This window comes from Thermopetrobacter sp. TC1 (assembly GCF_000746275.1).
In the GTDB taxonomy this organism is placed as follows: domain Bacteria; phylum Pseudomonadota; class Alphaproteobacteria; order Rhizobiales; family Aestuariivirgaceae; genus Thermopetrobacter.
Window position 1 is genome coordinate 930,934 of the sequence record NZ_KN050828.1, and the last position, 17,308, is coordinate 948,241.

Sequence of the window (17,308 nt, forward strand, 5' to 3'; positions counted from 1 at the left end):
CCGGTTCCTCTCCGCGCCTTGCGAGGGGCGGATGTGGAGCCGGGGCCCCGGAAAGCCCCCGTTCCGGGGCCCTTTAATTTTGATGGCCGGATGGTAAGGCGGCACGTGCCAATGTGGGGCGCTACACACTACACGACACCCGCGTCGTCATACCGGCTTTCGCCGGGGTGACGAGAAAAAATGGTGACGTTGTGTCGTGTACTATGGGGGCGCTATGTGTTGCCTGCAGTCATTGCGCCCGGTTTCTTGCCGCAAACGCAAAAAGGGCCCGGAAACCGGGCCCTTTCATGATCTCGCCGCGGTAGTCCCATACGCGGGGCGGCGAATTCCGTTCCGTCATGTCACAGGCATGCGCAGGCGAGCATGCGCACAATCTGCGAGAATGTTCACTTCTCGCCCATGAGGAAGCCGAACTTCTCCTTGAAGCGGGAGACGCGGCCGCCCCTGTCCACCAGGGCCTGCTGGCCGCCGGTCCAGGCGGAATGGGACTTGGGGTCGATCTCGAGGTGGAGCACATCGCCCTCCTTGCCCCAGGTGGAGCGGGTGATGTACTCGGTGCCGTCGGTCATGACCACCTTAATGAAGTGATAATCGGGGTGGATGTCCTTTTTCATGGCTCTCGGCGATCCTGTCTGCTGTCGCGCCCGACACCGGCCGGGGCGGAATTCCTTCAACGCTGACGCTGTCCTTTCCGGACAACGAAAAACGGCGGGAGCGCGCAATTTTGCGCTCCCGACCCGGCTTTCGCGGCTCCTATACCCGAGACGGGGCTGTTTAGCAAGGCCGCTGCGCCGCAAACGAGGAGAAAGGCGCAAACGGGGCGATTTGCCGCTGGCATGGCGGCGGATGCGGAGTATAAAGACCAGCGAAATGGCGTTTGTGAAAGCAGGTGGCTCAAGGGCGTGCGTCTAAGTCCCGCGCTTTTTACGGTGCGCTGTTTTTAAGTCCGTTTGTACGCTATTGTCGGCAGATCAGGGGGGACGGAAGCGACCATGAGAAGAAGACGCATCAGAGAGGTGGAGGAGAGCGCAGCGACGGATGAGAGCGATACCGCCGAGGCGGGCGGTATCGTGACCGACCCCAAGCGACGGGCGAAAAGCCGTAATCTCAAGCCTCTCAAGCGGCTTCTTCCCTATCTCATGCGCCATCGCGGCCATGTTGCCATGGCGCTGGTGGCGCTGATCGCCGCCGCGCTGGCCACGCTGGCGGTGCCGCTGGCGGTGCGGCGGGTGATCGATCATGGCTTCTCGGCGGAGAATGTCCAGTTCGTCAATCAGTATTTTGCGATGATGCTGGTGGTGGCCGGCATCCTGGCGGCGGCATCCGCCGCGCGGTATTATTACGTCACCTGGCTGGGCGAAAAGGTGGTGGCCGATTTGCGCACCGATGTTTTCGCCCATTTGCTGAAACTCTCACCGGCCTTTTATGAGAAAACGCACACTGGCGAGGTGCTCTCGCGGCTCACCGCTGATACCACACAGATCAAGTCAGCCTTTGGCACCACGGCGTCGCAGGCGCTGCGCAACCTGCTGCTGCTTGTGGGCTCGGTGGTGATGATGGTGGTGACCTCGCCAAAGCTTTCGGGGCTTACGCTTCTGGCCATCCCCCTCATCATCCTGCCGCTGGTGATCTATGGCCGCAAGGTGCGCAGCCTTTCCCGCCAGGCGCAGGACACCCTGGCGCAGACGGCCTCGCTGGCGCAAGAAGCACTGCCGGCGGTGGCGGTGGTGCAGGCCTATCGTCAGGAAGATCGCCTAATCCGCCGGTTTGCCGAAGCAACGCGTATTGCCTTTCGGGCGGCGGTGCAGCGTACGCGGGCCCGGGCGTTTCTGACCGCGGCAATCATTTTCATCGCCTTCGGTGCCATTGTTGCCGTGTTGTGGTTGGGGGCGCAGGATGTGCTGGCCGGGCGGCTCACCGGCGGCGAGCTTGGTCAGTTCGTGCTTTATGCCGCCTTCGCCGCCGGTTCGCTGGGATCGCTCTCGGAGGTCTGGGGCGAGGTGCAGCTCACCGCCGGCGCGGCGGAGCGGCTGGCCGAGATACTGGATACGAAGCCGCAGATCACCGCTCCGGCCAGGCCGGAACCGCTGCCGGAGCCGCCGCGCGGGGAGGTGCGTTTTGACAATGTGACCTTCACCTATCCGACACGGCCGGATCACAAGGCGCTGGACGGGGTTTCGCTTTCGGTCAAGCCGGGCGAGCGGGTGGCGATCGTCGGGCCGTCGGGAGCGGGCAAGTCCACCATCTTCTCGCTGCTGTTGCGGTTCTATGATCCCGATTCCGGGGCGGTGATGATTGATGGCGTGGACATCCGCAAGGCCGATCCCAAACAGGTGCGGGCGCGCACGGCCCTGGTGCCGCAGGAGACGGTCATCTTCACTGGCACCATTCTGGAGAACATCCGTTTTGGCAATCCTGAGGCCAGTGACGAGGAGGTGCTGGCCGCGGCGCGGGCGGCGCGGGTGGACGAATTCGCGGAGAAGCTGCCGGATGGGCTGAACACCATGCTTGGCGAGCGGGGTGTCAATCTTTCCGGCGGACAGCGCCAGCGCATCGCCATCGCCCGCGCCATTCTCGCCAATGCCCCGATCCTGCTTCTGGACGAGGCGACGAGCGCGCTGGATGCCGAAAGCGAGCAGCATGTGCAGGCGGCGCTGGAAACCCTGATGGAAGGGCGCACAACCCTGGCCATCGCCCATCGGCTGGCCACGGTGCGGGAGGCGGATCGCATCATCGTCATGGACAATGGCCGCATCGTGGATGAGGGCACGCATGAGGAGCTGGTGGCCAAGGGCGGGCTCTATGCGCGGTTGGCGCGGTTGCAGTTCGACATGGCTGCCAATGGAGAAGCCGACCTCGTTCAGGGTGAGCAGGGATGATCTTAAGGCTGCGGGGCGCAATCGGAAGACGGTGAACCAACGCGGGGCGTGCGCATGAGCTTTCTGGAGGCCTTGAAAAAGACGGCGCGGGATGTGGATACGCTGCTGGATGAGCTGATTCCTCTCAAAGGTGCGGCGGCGCCTCGTGTGGTGGAGGCCATGCGCTATGCGGCCCTTGGGGCGGGCAAGCGCATCCGGCCCTTTTTCGTGCGGGAAAGCGCGCGGATTCTGGGCGCGGATGACCGGGCGGCGCTGCGCACGGGTGCGGCGTTGGAATGCGTGCACTGTTACTCGCTGGTGCATGACGATCTGCCGGCCATGGATGATGACGATCTGCGCCGAGGGCGGCCGACAGTGCACAAACAGTTCGACGAGGCCACGGCCATTCTTGCCGGTGACGGGCTGCTGACCCATGCCTTCTTCATCCTTGCCAGGGAGGAGACCCATCCTAATGCTGCCGTGCGCGCGGAGCTGATTGCGGCGCTGGCACAGGCGGCCGGACATGAGGGCATGGTCGGCGGACAGATGCTGGATCTGCAGGCGGAGGAGGCGCCTTCCCACGCGGAAGAGGATGTCCTGCGCATCCAGCGCCTGAAGACGGGGGCGCTGTTTCGCTTCGCCCTTTTGGCCGGCGCCATTCTCGCGCAGGCCGGCGCGGAGGATCGGCGCCGCATGCAGGACTATGCCGATGCCGTGGGGCTTGCGTTTCAGATCGCCGATGACATTCTCGATGTGGAGGCCACGCCGGAAGAGCTGGGCAAGGCCACGGGCAAGGACGCAGAGGCGGGCAAGGCCACCTTTGTGGATCTCTATGGCGTGGACGGTGCGCGCAAGCGGGCCGAGGCGCTGGTGGAGCGCGCTATCGCCGCCGTGGATCCCTACGGCCCGCGCGCCGATCTTCTGCGCGAAGCCGCCCGCTTCATCATCGAACGGCGAAAATAACCCGCATTCACAACGTGCGTTCGGCGAGGGTTTTCTTGATCATGGCGATGGCGCGGGCGGGATTGAGGCCCTTGGGGCAGACGCGGGCGCAATTGAGGATGGTGTGACAGCGATAGAGGCGGAAGGGATCGTCGAGCGCATCCAGGCGTTCGCCGGTGGCCTCATCGCGGGAGTCGGAGATCCAGCGCCAGGCCTGCAGCAGCGCCGCCGGGCCGAGGTACCGGTCGGCGTTCCACCAGTAGCTGGGGCATGAGGTGGAGCAGCAGGCGCAGAGAATGCATTCATAAAGGCCATCGAGCCTGGCCCGGTCTTCCCTGGACTGCAGCCATTCCCGGTCCGGCTCGGGCGTGTCGGTTTTCAGCCAGGGTTCGATGAGCCGGTGCTGGGCATAGAAAAGGGTGAGATCCGGCACGAGATCCTTGATGACCTGCATGTGCGGCAGGGGATAGACCTTCACCGCCCCCCTGATCTCGTCGATGGGCTTGATGCAGGCGAGCGTGTTTTCCCCATCAATGTTCATGGCGCAGGAGCCGCAGATGCCCTCGCGGCAGGAGCGGCGGAAGGTGAGCGTGGAATCGATATTGTCCTTGATCCAGAGAAGCGCGTTCAGGACCATGGGTCCGCAGGCGTCCAGATCGACGAAATAGGTGTCGATGCGCGGATTGTCGCCGGCATCGGGATCATAACGATAGATCCGGAACTCCTTGATGCGCTTGGCGCCCTCAGGCTTCGGCCAGGTGCGGCCGGGAACAGGGCGGGACTTTCTGGGCAAGGTGAGCTGCACCATCGCTCGTCGTTCCTTAATCTTTGTCAGTAGACGCGCTTCTGGGGCGGAATGTATTCCACCTCGTCGGTCAACGTATAGGTGTGCACCGGCCGATAATCGAGACGCACATTGCGTTTTTCGGCATCGGCGAAGGCGAGGGTGTGCTTCAGCCAGTTGGCATCGTCGCGCTCCGGATAATCCTCGCGGGCATGAGCGCCGCGGCTTTCAGTGCGCGCCTCGGCCGAGACCACGGTGGCTGCCGCATTGAGCAGGAGGTTCTGCAGCTCCAGGGCCTCGATGAGATCGGTGTTCCAGATCATGGAGCGGTCGGAAATGGCGAGATCATCGAGCCCGTTCCAGATCTCGGTGATGCGGCGCACGCCCTCTTTCAAAGATTCGCCGGTGCGGAAGACGGAGCAGTCATGCTGCATGGTCTTCTGCATGGCGATGCGCAGTTCTGATGTGCGGGTGCCGCCGGAAGCATGGCGGACGGCATCCAGGCGCTCGATGGCGTGCATTCCGGCGTCTTTTGGCAGGTCTGGATGCGGCGCGCCCGGCCGGATGAGTTCCGCCGCGCGCTGGGCGGTGGCGCGTCCGAAAACGACGAGGTCGGTCAGGGAATTCGAGCCTAAGCGATTGGCGCCATGCACGGAGGCGCAGGCTGCCTCGCCACAGGCGAAGAGGCCGGGGACGACGGCATCCGGATCGCCATCACGCGGGCAGATGACCTCGCCGCGCCAGTTGGTGGGGATGCCGCCCATGTTGTAGTGCGCGGTGGGAATGACGGGGATCGGTTCGCGCGTGACATCGACACCGGCGAAGATGCGGGCGGATTCGGCAATGCCGGGCAGGCGCTCGTTGATGACATCTGCGCCCAGATGATCGAGATGGAGATAGATATGATCCTTGTTGGGGCCGACGCCGCGGCCTTCGCGGATCTCGATCATCATGGCGCGGGAGACGACATCACGCGAGGCCAGGTCCTTGGCATGCGGGGCATAGCGTTCCATGAACCGTTCGCCGAAGGCATTGGTGAGATAGCCGCCTTCGCCGCGCACGCCCTCGGTGATGAGAACGCCGGCGCCATAGATGCCGGTGGGATGAAACTGCACGAATTCCATATCCTGCACGGGCAGGCCGGCACGCATGACCATGGCGTTGCCGTCGCCGGTGCAGATGTGGGCGGAGGTGCAGGAGAAATAGACGCGGTTGTAGCCGCCGGTGGCGAGAATGACGGCATGGGCGCGGAAGCGGTGAATGGTGCCGTCCTCCATGCACAGGGCCATGACACCGCGGCAGGCGCCGTCGTCGTCCATGAGCAGGTCGAGCGCGAAATACTCGATGAAGAATTCCGCCTTGTGCTTGAGGGCCTGGCCATACATGGTGTGGAGCATGGCATGACCGGTGCGGTCGGCGGCGGCGCAGGTGCGCTGCGCGGGCGGCCCCTCGCCGAAATGGGTGGTCATGCCACCGAAGGCGCGCTGGTAGATGCGGCCTTCCTCGGTGCGGGAAAAGGGTGTGCCCCAGTGTTCCAGCTCGATGACCGCAGCCGGCGCATTGCGGGCGAGATATTCGATGGCGTCCTGATCGCCCAGCCAGTCGGACCCTTTCACCGTGTCGTACATGTGCCAGCGCCAGTCATCCGGGCCCATGTTGCCGAGCGCGGCGGCAATCCCGCCCTGGGCGGCGACGGTGTGGGACCGGGTGGGGAAAACCTTGGTCAGGCAGGCGGTTTTCAGCCCGGCCTGGGCACAGCCGACGACGGCGCGCAGGCCCGCACCACCAGCACCGACGATAACGACGTCATAGGTGTGATCGATGATGGTATAGGCCCGGCCCGAGACATGAAGCTCGAAGACGGGGCGGGATCCCTCAACGGTCTTCTTCCATTCGGCGTCGGCCATGGATTGGGGCTCCTTGCGATCGGAATTCAGGAGAAGGCGATCTTGCCGATGGCCACCACCACCAGCAGGAAGATTGCGGCGCTGAAGGCGGCATTGGCAAAGAGCAGGGCGGGACGCAGGATCCTGCCGTGAACGTAATCCTCGATGATGACCTGCATGCCAAGCTTCATGTGCCAGCAGAAGACGGCGGCTGTGGCCGTCAGGGCCGCGGCAACAAAGGGATTGGCAATAAGGGTGCGGGCGGCGGCATAATCGCGCCCGGCGAGCATGACGAGGATCACGGCCAGGAAAAGCGTCAGCACAATGGCGGCGAGTGCGGTGGCCCGCTGGGCGATGAAGTGATGGGTTCCTTCATGGGCGCTGCCCTTGCCGCGGGCGCGGGAAAGAGGCGTGACGAAGCTTCTGGCCATGGGTCTTGCGGCTCCCTTACAGAACAATGCCTCAATGCGCGAATACACGGTCATGACGCGACGAACCCGGCCAGCCAGAGAATCACCGTGAAAGCGACGGCGAGAATGAGCGACATGATGGCCATGTGCTCGGCGGCGGGAATGGCAAAGGCACGGCCCGTATCCCACACGAGATGTCGAATGCCGCCCATGGCATGATGGAACAGGGCGTAGCTGGCGCCGAAAAGAACGATCAGGCCGAACCAGGAGCGGAAAATGCCGTCCACGAAGGCGAAATAGTCCGGCCCGGACGCCAGGGCCACCAGCCACCAGGCGGCCAGCACCATGGCGAAATAAAGCGCCGCCCCCGTGATGCGGTGGAGGATGGACATGGCCATGGTGAGGTTGGGTTTCCAGATCTGCAGATGGGGCGAAAGAGGCCTGTTCTGTCGCGGATCATGGTCGCTCATGATCGTCGCTCCCGATGTCTGACGGCGCGGGCATCCCAAGAACGATGCCCGCATGCGAACTTATCCGATGGCGGCGCCGGCTTCCAGTTGGCCATTCGTCTTTTTCCGCCTGTGGTTGCACGGGGCTAACCGGTCAGGCGGCAATGCAAAAGGCATCAGCCCCTTCTCGGCATCAGCGCCCAGTAGTCGAATTTCAGCACCACACCATCCTCATAGTCCTTGCCTTCCTGAGCATGTCCGGGGAAATCTGCCGCGGTGCGGTTCTTCACTGCCCAGGTGATGATGCGCAGGGCACCGACATCGTTTCTCTCGGGGAGCTGCGCCTTGTCGATGATTTCCGACCAGGCGTAGATGGTATCGCCGGCGAAGACCGGTGCGGCATGCACGCCGCCATTGATGGCTGCAATGTGAAAGGCATTGGCAAGCCCGTTGAAACTGAGGGCGCGGGCGATGGAAATGACATGTCCGCCATAGACGAGCGGACGGCCGAAGCGGGAGTCCTTCTGCAGAAGGGCGTCGAAATGCACCCGGGCGGTGTTCTGCCACAGGCGCGTGGCCATCATGTGTTCGGCTTCCTGAACGGTCATGCCGTCCACATGATCGATGCATTCGCCCACCTCATAGTCCTCCCAGCGGCGGGCTGAGCCGGAAAGCGCATCATCCCAGGCGGAGAGATCGAAATCCTCCGGCAGGCCGGCACCGAGACCTTCCGGGGAGACAGCCTCGGCAAGGGTGGGCACCGTGGCCTCTTCCAGCGGCGCATCTTCGGGCAAAGGGATTTTGCGTGCCACCATGACCCAGCGGGCGTATTCGAGCACACAGTCGCCTTCCTCGTCATAGCCGCGGGTGCGCACCCAGACGATGCCGGCCTTGCGGTTGGATGTGGGCTTTAAGCCGATGACCTCGCTGGTGGCTGTGAGCGATGTGCCGGGATAGACGGGCTTTAAAAAGCGGCCCTCGGCATAGCCGAGATTGGCGATGGCGTTGCGCGAGATGTCCGGCACGGTCTTGCCGAGGACGGTGTGAAAGACGATGAGATCATCAAGCGGCGCTGCCGGATAGCCCAGGCCGCGGGCGAAGGCATCCGATGACTGAACGGCAAAACGGGGGCCATAAAGCGCGGTGTAAAGCGCGCGTTCGCCCTCGCTCAAGGTGCGCGGCGTGGCATGACGAATCACCTGACCGAGGCTGAAATCCTCAAAAAAGTTGCCGGCCGTCTCGCTCATGACTGCTCTCCCGAAACGTGCTGTTGTCTTTCGGCAATGGCGCGGGCAAGGCTCAATGTGCGCTCGGCGATTTCCAGATGCAGCCGCTCCACCATGCGGCCGTTGAGGGAGATGGCGCCGCGGCCTGCGTTTTCAGGCAGGGAGAAGGCCTTCACGATCTCCTCCGCCCAGGCCACATCCTCTTCCGTCGGGGCGAAAATGGCGTTGGCCGCCTCGATCTGGGCGGGATGGATGAGGGTCTTGCCATCGAAGCCCATCAGGCGGCCCTGTTGGCATTCCGCGCGAAAGCCCTCCTCGTTGCGAAAATCGTTGTAAACACCATCGATGATGGCAAGGTTATGTGCGCGCGCCGCGGCAACGCAGGTTGCAAGCCAGGGCAGGAAGGCCAACCGCTCTTGCGCAAGGGAAGCGCCGGTTTCGCGCGCAAGATCGTTGGTGCCCATGACCATGCAGGCAAGCGGTGTTTCCTTACGGGTTGCGGCGATCTCCCCGGCGTTGAGGATGGCAAGCGGCGTTTCCATCATGATCCACAGGCCTGTGTCACCAAGGCCGTTTTCCCGCATGGCGCGGCTCATGGCGCGCACATCCTCGCCGTTTCGCACCTTGGGCAGAAGAACGGCATCGGGGCGGACGGCGGCAACCATGGCAAGATCGTCTGCAAACCACGGGGTATCCGGCGCATTGATGCGTATGATGACCTCCCGCGGAGCATAGCCGCCCTGAGCGAGTGCGTCCTGCACCTGCTGGCGCGCGGTGTCCTTGGCGTCCGGGGCGACGGAATCCTCCAGATCGAGGATCAGGGCATCCACGGGCAGGGTGCGGCCCTTTTCAAGGGCGCGGGTGTTGGAGCCGGGCATGTAGAGAACGGAGCGGCGTGGCCGGATGGTCATGGTCTTGCCGTTTTTCTGTTTCGTGGGAATTTCGTGATAAGCCGATGCTAGCAATGGCTTCAGGCCGCTCCCAAGAAAGACTTTGGTTTGACCCGCAGACCGGTCATTTTTTACGCATGGGCATCCGGGTGTTCTTGCCGGAATGGCCGAATTTCCCTTGTTGAGACGGCGCGTAACCGGGCGTTAACCAAAAGGGGCCTTATGCTGCGATGATGGCGGCGGCATGTATCCGATGGCATTAGCATCATGCCGAGATGCCGAATGGCGCTGATGCACCGCTGCCGCAGTTTTGACAACATGATTGCGCAAGTCCATGCCGCGCATCCTGACAGGGCACTCTGGCTAAGTGCATGGCGGATGGCGCGGACATGGCCGGCAGAGAGGGCGGCATGGAAGTGGAACTGGCAACACCGGCGGGCGCGCCCGATTTTTCCCTTTTCGGCATGTTCATGCGCGCGACCCTCGTGGTCAAGCTGGTCATGCTCGGGCTCGTTATCGCCTCGATCCTGTGCTGGGCGATCGTTTTTGAGAAATTCGCCGCCCTGCGCAAGGCACGCCGCACCATGGACCGGTTTGAGGAGCTGTTCTGGTCCGGCCAGTCGCTTGATGAGATCGAGGCGGCGGTGCTGCACTGGCCAAGAGTGGGGACGGTGGCGCTGTTCCTGGCGGCGATGGAGGAGTGGCGCCGCTCCCAGACGGCGGCGGCACGGGCCGGCGTGGCCGGGCTGATGCAGCGCATCGAGAAGGTGATGGACGTGGAGCTGCAGCGGCAGATCGCGCGGCTGGAGCAGCGGCTGATGGTGCTGGCAACGGTGGGGTCGGTTTCGCCCTTCATCGGCCTGTTCGGCACGGTATGGGGCATCATGAATTCGTTTCAGGCCATTGCCATTTCCAAGAACACCAACCTGGCGGTGGTGGCGCCGGGTCTGGCGGAGGCGCTGTTTGCCACCGCGCTTGGCCTTCTTGCCGCCATTCCGGCCGTGATCTTCTACAACAAGTTTGCCAATGACATCGCTCGTATTGGCGCGCGGATGGAAAACTTCATCGAGGAGTTCACGGCCATTCTCTCGCGGCAACTGGAAGAGGCCTATTGAAACAGGCGGAGAAAGGCACATAGGACAGAACTGGGCAGGTGCGGCCGCCCGGACGAGAGGCGATGAGACAGGCATTTCGGGCATTTGGTGCAGCAATTTTGAAGGCGGGTGAGACATGGGCGCAGGCGTGAACACCACCGGGCTGATGCCGGGAAACGGCAGGCGCAATGGCCGCAGGCGCCGCTCCCGCATCGTGCCGATGAGCGAGATCAACGTCACGCCCTTTGTGGACGTGATGCTGGTGCTGCTCATCGTCTTCATGGTGGCGGCCCCCATGCTGACGGTGGGGGTGCCCATTGAACTGCCCAAAACAAAGGCAAAGCCGCTACAGGGCGAGAAGGAACCGGTGACGGTGACGGTGAAGCAGGATGGCACCGTCTATCTCATGGATACGCCCGTGGATGCGGAGACGCTGGCGGCCAAGGTGAAGGCCATTGCCGAGAACGGCTATGACGAGCGCATCTATGTGCGGGCGGACAAGGATGTGGACTATGGCACGGTGATGAAGGTGATGGGGGCGCTGTCCGGTGCCGGATTCAAGCGCCTGGCTTTGGTGACAGCGCCTGCCGATGATACGGGTGGCGGCAAGAGCGCGCGTCGCTCCGGCAAGGGAAACAAGAAGGGCGGCCGCAGCGACAGGCGGCGCTGAATGTGCCTGCTGCAGACTGTTTGTGCGCCTCTTTTCATGCCGTGCCTGATGTGAATGCTGGGGTGCGAGGCGCGGACGGCAAGGAAAACGATACGGCGGCAAAAGCGGTTTGAGAAAAGGAGCATTGAGACAGGAAACGTGCGCTGGTCCTTGCCCATATCGGTCCTGATGCATCTGGCCATTCTGCTGGCGGCGGTGGTGGTGTTGCCGCGGCCCGATCCCTTTCGTGTCAAGCCGCAGGAGGCGCTGCCGGTGGAGATCGTGGACATCACGGAGGTGTCCAAGCGGGTGAGCATGCGCAAAAGCGCGCCTGAGAAGCCAGTGAAGAAACCGGCCCCGCCCAAGCCCGAGAAACAGGCCAAGACGCCCCGCAAGCCCGCGCCCAAGCCGGCCAAGCGCGAAAGCCGGCCGGAACCGAAGCCAAGGCCTAAGCCTGCTCCTGCGCCCAAACCACAACCGGCTGAGAAGGCCAAGGCAGAACCGGCGCCAAAGAAAGCGCCTGAGCTTCCTGATGCCGACGCTCTGAAAAAGCTGGCGGCCGCTGCGGCGAAGCCTGAGCCGGAGCCTGAGCCAAAACCGAAGACAAAGCCAAAGAAAGCCGAGAAACCACGCACACAACCGGCGCCGCGTCCGCGGGTGCGTCCGCGGGCCATTCGTCAGCTGGCCAGGCAGATGCGCCAGAAGCGCGAAGAGAAAAAACCGCAGAAGAAACCGCAGGATCCCATCGATGAGATTGCGGCCCTTCTCAACAAGGTGGATGAGGAGCGGGCAGCGCCGGAAACGCCGGTTGACCGGGCAGGAACGCCGATGAAGGGGCCGGCCGATATCGACGGGCGGGATGCGCAGCTGGCGGCGGATCTGGTGGATGCCCTGCGCAGCCGCATTGAGCAGTGCTGGAATGTGCCGGTGGGTGTGCGGGATGCGCAAGGATTGAGAGTGAAGGTGCGGTTTCAGCTGGGGCCGGGCGGCAAGGTGGTGGGCGGCCCGGTGGTGCTCAACCGCATGAATCATCCTGCCTTCGACGCAGCGGCCAATTCCGCGGTGCGGGCGGTGCTGGCCTGTCAGCCCTATGACTTTCTGCCGCCGGAGCATTATGAGCTGTGGCAGGATGTCATCCTGAACTTCGATCCGGCGCGGATGCTGGCCACCAATTGACGGAATGCTTGAAAGGCGATGCACGACAGGATTACGGGCACCATGACGAAAACAGAGCGGATGACGGCGCTGAGCAAAGAAAGAGGCATGATCGCCCGAAGCTGGCGGCGGTGGCTTGCGCTGCTGGGCCTGCTGCTGGGGGCGGTCATTCAGGTGTTGCCCGCAGCAGCGGTGCTGGAGGTGGACATCACCCGCGGCCGCGTGGAGCCGATGCCGATTGCCATCGTCGATTTTCTTGGTGCCAGCGAGCGGGAATCCGGCTTTGGTGCCGATATCGCCCAGGTGGTGCGGGCGGATCTGGAACGTTCCGGCCTGTTCCGGCCGCTTGATCCGGCCTCGTTCATCGAGCAGATCCGGGATTTCAATGCCGTGCCGCAGTTTGGCTCCTGGCGGGTGATCAAGGCGCAGGCGCTGGTCACCGGCCGGGTGGTGCTGCAGCCGGACGGGCGGTTGCGTGCGGAGTTCAGGCTGTGGGACGTTTTTGCCCAGAAGCAGATCGTCGGCCTGCAATTCGTGACCACGCCGCGCAACTGGCGGCGCATCGGCCACATGATCGCTGATGCCATCTACAAGGCGGTAACCGGTGAGGAGGGCTATTTCGACACCCGCATCGTCTTCATCGAGGAAACGGGGCCGAAGAACAAGCGAATCAAGCGGCTGGCGATCATGGATCAGGACGGCTACAACCTGCGCCGCCTTACCGACGGGCGCACGCTGGTGCTGACGCCGCGCTTTTCTCCCAATGCCCAGGAGATCACCTACATCGCCTATACCAACGGCAAGCCGCGCGTGTACATCTACAATATCGAGACGGGGCAGCGGGAGATCATCGGCACCTTTCCCAACATGAGCTTTGCGCCGCGCTTCTCGCCGGACGGGCAGAAGGTGATCATGAGCCTGCAGGAAGGCGGCGCCAGCAACATCTACGAGCTGGATCTGCGCACGCGGGCCCTGCGCAAGCTCACGGACACGCCGGCGATCGACACCGCGCCTTCCTATTCGCCGGACGGGCGCTGGATCGTGTTCGAATCCGACCGTGACGGCAGCCAGCAGATCTACGTGATGGCGCGGGACGGTTCCGGCGTACGGCGGATCAGCTTTGGCCCGGGGCGCTATTCCACGCCGGTGTGGTCGCCGCGTGGGGACTACATCGCCTTCACCAAGATGTACAAGGGGCGTTTCTCCATCGGCGTGATGCGCCCCGATGGCAGCGGCGAGCGCATTCTCACCTCCGGTTATCACAACGAGGGGCCAACCTGGGCACCGAACGGACGGGTGCTGATGTTCTTCAGGGAATCGCGCGGACCCAATGGCGGGCCGCATCTCTACACCGTGGACATCACCGGCTATAACGAGCGCAGGGTGCCCACGCCCAATTTTGCCTCCGATCCGGCCTGGTCGCCCTTGCTGAAATGAGGCGGTTTTGCCTATTCTCGCCGCATGGCCTTGCGGTTTCATCTCAAAAGGGGCGGGCCCATTGTCGTCAGATTTGCAGTCAAGACTTGCGTGCAACGGGGTGAATCGGAACGGAAGGCTTAGAAACCAGGGCAGGTGACGCCATGGGCGCCCGGGCCGGTGTGCACGTTTTTCGGAGTGATCTCGGAGTGAACACTTCAGGACAGCCAATAATTCAACCATGAACGGGACGAAGCGATGATGCACTTACTGGGGCGACTGAAACTTGTGCTGGCTCTGATGGGGGTGTTGGCGCTGGCTGCGTGTTCGCAGTCCGACAAGCCGAGCCTGGACGGCCAGGGTGCCGGCGTCGGGCAGGGAAAGATCATCCCGGGATCGGAGCGGGATTTCATTCTCAACGTGGGTGATCGGGTGCACTTCGCCGTGGACAGCGCGGCCTTAAGCCCGGAGGCCAAGCAGATCCTCATGCGGCAGGCGGCGTGGCTGAAGCAGTATCCCAATGTGACGGTGCAGATTGAGGGCCATGCCGACGAGCGCGGCACCCGTGAATACAACCTGGCCCTTTCGGCGCGTCGCGCGGTGGCGGTGAAGAACTTCCTGGTGTCGCAGGGCATTTCACCGTCGCGCATTTCCACCATCGGCTATGGCAAGGAGCGGCCGGTGGCCCTGTGTGATGCTGAAGAATGCTGGTCGCAGAACCGCCGCGCGGTGACGGTGATCACCGGCGGGGCAGTTTCCGGCTGATCGCGATCGGCGGATGTCCTCGGATGTCAGTGTCATCGGGGCATCCGCCGGGCGATGGTCTGTTGGTGTGTGTGCGGGTTGATGGTGCCGTTTGACATGGCGCGTATGCGAGGGAGGAAAACCATGCGGCAGCCTGGGAAATGGTTGGGCCTTGCATGCGCCGGGTTGCTGGCATGGAGCATTCTTGCCGGCGGAAGCGATCTTGCTCTTGCGCAAGGGGCGAGTGATGCGCGCTGGAATGCCCTGTTCGATCGCCTGATCCGTCTGGAGCATGAAGTGCGTGCCTTGCGCAAGAATGGTGCCGTGCCGGCTGCGGGTGCGGGCAGCGTGCGGCTGGAAGGGCGGCTGAAGGCCCTGGAAGCGGAAATCGCCAGCCTGCGCCGGGTGATGAACCGCCGGCTGAAGGCCCTCGATACGCGGCTGCGGCGGCTGGAAAAGCAGCGTGGCATGAAGGCGGGCGCCATAGCCCCTCTGCCAGAAACGCCGCGACGGAACAGGGTTGGGCGTGGCGCCGAGGCGCCGTCCTCCGGTCTGGCCGGAACGGAGACCTATCAAACTGACGAGGGCGCCTATGGTCTTGGGAGTGCTGGTGCCTATGATCCCGATCTCTTTGCCGGAACCGCCAACGCGCCGCGCATGACGACCACGATTTCCCCTTCTTACCCGGACAAGGGGGAGAAGGAGCAGCTTCTCGGGCGCCTGCGCGTGGATGATGCGGGCAATCCGCTGCCGCCAGCCTCCGGGAGCGGGGCGGAAAGGCCTTCATCTCGCTCGGGCGGACCGCGGGCCCTGCCCGGTGTGCGCGGTATTTATGGCGCCCGCAACAAAGGCGCTGGCATGAGCGGGGACGGGGCGGCGAATGCGTCCCGGACAAACGATCTTGTGCCGCCGCCGGTGAAGGCAGCGCCGCTCACGCCGCCGTCGGTGCAGGTGGCGCGGGTCAATCCCGATGCTTTGCTGAAACGGGCGCGTGATGCCTTTCTTGCCCGCCGGTATGGGCTTGCCGTTTCCGCCTATGAGGACTTCCTGCGGCAGGCCGGTCATCATCCGGCCCGGGCGGAGGCGGAATATGAACTTGGCGAGGCGCTTTATCTGCAAGGGCGCTATCGCGAGGCGGGCAAGGCCTATCTGCAGTCCTACAAGACGAATGAAAACAGCCGCGTGGCGCCAATGGCCTTATACAAGCTGGGGCTCAGCCTGAAACGGCTGGGCCAGAAGAAGCAGGCCTGCAAGACCTGGAAGCTCTTGCAGGGGCGGTATGCGGATTCACGGGCTGCGCGTTTGCTGGCGCCTGTGGAAATGCGGCGGGCCAAATGCCGGGGATAGGATGACGGCGGATGCAAGCAACACCAGCCTGGCCCCGCTCACTGATGAAGAGATCCTTTCTCTGCTTTCTCCGTTCTGTGCGCATGAACACGTGGCGCTGGCCGTCTCCGGCGGGCCGGATTCCACCGCCCTGATGATTGCCGCCCGGCGCCTTGCGGATCTGAGAGCGGATGCCCCCCGGATGACCGTTCTTACCGTGGATCACGGATTGCGTCCTGAAGCTGCGGAAGAAGTGGCGCTGGTGCAAAGACAGGCGCAGGCTCTTGGATTTTCCTGCACGATTTTGCGTGTGCAGGGGCTGGGGGCGCAGGCAAGCCGCATTCAGGAGCGGGCCCGGCGGGCGCGCTATCGCCTGCTCGGGCAATGGTGTTTCGAGCATGGCGCGGCTCTGGCCACGGCGCATGCACTGGAGGATCAGGCGGAGACCTTTCTCATGCGGCTGGCGCGGGGTTCCGGCATCGACGGGCTTTCAGGCATGGCGGCTGAAGGCGCCGTGCCGTTTCTGGAAGGATTTGTGCCGCTTTTGCGGCCTTTGCTTTCGGTGCGGCGGGCGCGGCTGGCGGCAACGGTGAAGGCGGCCGGACTGAGCTGGGTGGAGGATCCTTCCAACCGCGATGTGCGGTTTGAGAGGGTGCGCATGCGCGCCCTGTTGCCGCAGCTTGAAAAAGCGGGGCTGTCCGCGGAGGCCATTGCGCGGTCCATGCGGCGCTTGCAGATGGTGCGCTACAGCATGAACCGCTGCCTGAAAGAGGTAATGGCGGGGCGCTTCATTCATCATGCCGATCTTGGCTGGGGGCTGCTGCCTTGTGAGGCATTTCATGCGCTGGATGAGGCCTTGCGCGTGCGCTTTCTTGCCTTCGTGATCCGGCTGTATGGCCATGGGCAGGGCGCTTCCCTTGCCGACATCGAGCGGCTGGGGCACGGGCTGCAACAGCGCATTGAAAATGCAAGCCTTTCTGCGGGCGGGTTTACGCTGGGCGGTGCGGTGGTGCTTCTGCGGCGGCAAAATCTCATCTTTGGCCGGGAGACGGGGCGCATAACGGATGTGCTGAAACTTTCGCCCGATATGCCGCATGGGGTGTGGGACAGACGTTTTGACATAACGTTTGCGGGCCTTAAGGCGCCGGTTGAAGTGCGCGCGCTCGGAGCGGTGCCCCTGCCGGAAAGGGCAGGAGAAGAAGGCCATGAGTCATTGTTAAAGCGTCCGCGCGCGGTTCCGGTTGAAATCTGGCTGTCGCAGCCGGCGGTGGTGTGGAATGCTCAGATCGTGGCGCTGCCTGCCGCAGGGCGGATTTTGCCTCAGCGGCCGTTTGAAACAGTGTTCTGCCGGTTTGTGCGCAAAGCGGAGCCGGATGCGGCCTGGGGGCATGACAGATATGAAAATTGGAATGATTAAAAACTTTTCATGGGCTGTTCGCGCTCCGTTACGTCCTGAGCGCTTGGCAAAGGGGCGGCATT

Annotated in this window: 16 protein-coding genes; 9 read left to right on the top strand and 7 right to left on the bottom strand. The window is 63.4% G+C overall.

Annotation, left to right across the window (positions count from 1 at the left end; all coding sequences use genetic code 11):
• Positions 1–386: 386 nt before the first annotated feature.
• Positions 387–614 carry a 50S ribosomal protein L31 gene (gene rpmE, locus EK16_RS07840; RefSeq protein WP_038035725.1) on the bottom strand — a complete coding sequence of 76 codons (228 nt, stop codon included), beginning with the start codon at positions 612–614 and terminating at the stop codon, positions 387–389.
• A gap of 378 nt (positions 615–992) precedes the next feature.
• Here rpmE and EK16_RS07845 point away from each other — a divergent pair, with 378 nt between their 5' ends.
• Both EK16_RS07845 and EK16_RS07850 read left to right on the top strand, forming a co-directional pair.
• A complete protein-coding gene (locus tag EK16_RS07845) occupies positions 993–2,879 on the top strand; it encodes an ABC transporter transmembrane domain-containing protein (RefSeq protein WP_051929081.1) in 1,887 nt (628 codons plus the stop codon).
• A 54-nt stretch (positions 2,880–2,933) separates the two neighbouring features.
• Positions 2,934–3,821 carry a polyprenyl synthetase family protein gene (locus tag EK16_RS07850; protein WP_038035726.1) on the top strand — a complete coding sequence of 296 codons (888 nt, stop codon included), beginning with the start codon at positions 2,934–2,936 and terminating at the stop codon, positions 3,819–3,821.
• 7 nt (positions 3,822–3,828) lie between these two features.
• Here EK16_RS07850 and EK16_RS07855 read toward each other — a convergent pair whose 3' ends face one another.
• The 6 genes from EK16_RS07855 to EK16_RS07880 form a co-directional block, all read right to left on the bottom strand.
• Positions 3,829–4,608, bottom strand: a complete 780-nt coding sequence (locus EK16_RS07855) for a succinate dehydrogenase iron-sulfur subunit (RefSeq protein WP_038035728.1) — start codon at positions 4,606–4,608, stop codon at positions 3,829–3,831.
• Between the two features lie 23 nt (positions 4,609–4,631).
• Positions 4,632–6,491 carry a succinate dehydrogenase flavoprotein subunit gene (sdhA, locus tag EK16_RS07860; protein WP_038035730.1) on the bottom strand — a complete coding sequence of 620 codons (1,860 nt, stop codon included), beginning with the start codon at positions 6,489–6,491 and terminating at the stop codon, positions 4,632–4,634.
• A 26-nt stretch (positions 6,492–6,517) separates the two neighbouring features.
• Entirely contained in the window at positions 6,518–6,901 is a 384-nt protein-coding gene (gene sdhD / locus EK16_RS07865) for a succinate dehydrogenase, hydrophobic membrane anchor protein (RefSeq protein ID WP_038035732.1), read from the bottom strand.
• 50 nt (positions 6,902–6,951) lie between these two features.
• Entirely contained in the window at positions 6,952–7,350 is a 399-nt protein-coding gene (gene sdhC / locus EK16_RS07870) for a succinate dehydrogenase, cytochrome b556 subunit (protein WP_038035733.1), read from the bottom strand.
• Between the two features lie 155 nt (positions 7,351–7,505).
• A complete protein-coding gene (locus tag EK16_RS07875) occupies positions 7,506–8,576 on the bottom strand; it encodes a MaoC family dehydratase (protein ID WP_038035734.1) in 1,071 nt (356 codons plus the stop codon).
• Positions 8,573–9,466, bottom strand: coding sequence for an HpcH/HpaI aldolase/citrate lyase family protein (locus EK16_RS07880; RefSeq protein ID WP_038035735.1), 894 nt, complete (start codon positions 9,464–9,466; stop codon positions 8,573–8,575). The genes EK16_RS07875 and EK16_RS07880 overlap by 4 nt, the downstream gene beginning before the upstream one ends.
• Positions 9,467–9,834: 368 nt before the next feature.
• Here EK16_RS07880 and tolQ point away from each other — a divergent pair, with 368 nt between their 5' ends.
• The 7 genes from tolQ to tilS all read left to right on the top strand — a co-directional run bounded on the left by tolQ (position 9,835) and on the right by tilS (position 17,246).
• Positions 9,835–10,560, top strand: coding sequence for a protein TolQ (gene tolQ, locus EK16_RS07885; protein ID WP_038036302.1), 726 nt, complete (start codon positions 9,835–9,837; stop codon positions 10,558–10,560).
• A 115-nt stretch (positions 10,561–10,675) separates the two neighbouring features.
• The gene (gene tolR / locus EK16_RS07890; RefSeq protein ID WP_081910371.1) at positions 10,676–11,209 is read left to right on the top strand and encodes a protein TolR; all 534 of its coding nucleotides are present in this window, start codon (positions 10,676–10,678) and stop codon (positions 11,207–11,209) included.
• 150 nt (positions 11,210–11,359) lie between these two features.
• On the top strand, positions 11,360–12,364 hold the full coding sequence (locus EK16_RS12290) for a TonB C-terminal domain-containing protein (protein WP_156098527.1): 1,005 nt from the start codon (positions 11,360–11,362) through the stop codon (positions 12,362–12,364).
• Positions 12,365–12,451: 87 nt separating this feature from the next.
• Entirely contained in the window at positions 12,452–13,780 is a 1,329-nt protein-coding gene (gene tolB, locus EK16_RS07900) for a Tol-Pal system beta propeller repeat protein TolB (protein ID WP_051929138.1), read from the top strand.
• A 240-nt stretch (positions 13,781–14,020) separates the two neighbouring features.
• The gene (gene pal, locus EK16_RS07905; protein ID WP_081910420.1) at positions 14,021–14,524 is read left to right on the top strand and encodes a peptidoglycan-associated lipoprotein Pal; all 504 of its coding nucleotides are present in this window, start codon (positions 14,021–14,023) and stop codon (positions 14,522–14,524) included.
• Positions 14,525–14,647: 123 nt separating this feature from the next.
• Positions 14,648–15,850, top strand: a complete 1,203-nt coding sequence (locus EK16_RS07910) for a tetratricopeptide repeat protein (RefSeq protein WP_197059652.1) — start codon at positions 14,648–14,650, stop codon at positions 15,848–15,850.
• Between the two features lies 1 nt (position 15,851).
• The gene (gene tilS / locus EK16_RS07915; protein ID WP_051929082.1) at positions 15,852–17,246 is read left to right on the top strand and encodes a tRNA lysidine(34) synthetase TilS; all 1,395 of its coding nucleotides are present in this window, start codon (positions 15,852–15,854) and stop codon (positions 17,244–17,246) included.
• Positions 17,247–17,308: the final 62 nt, after the last annotated feature.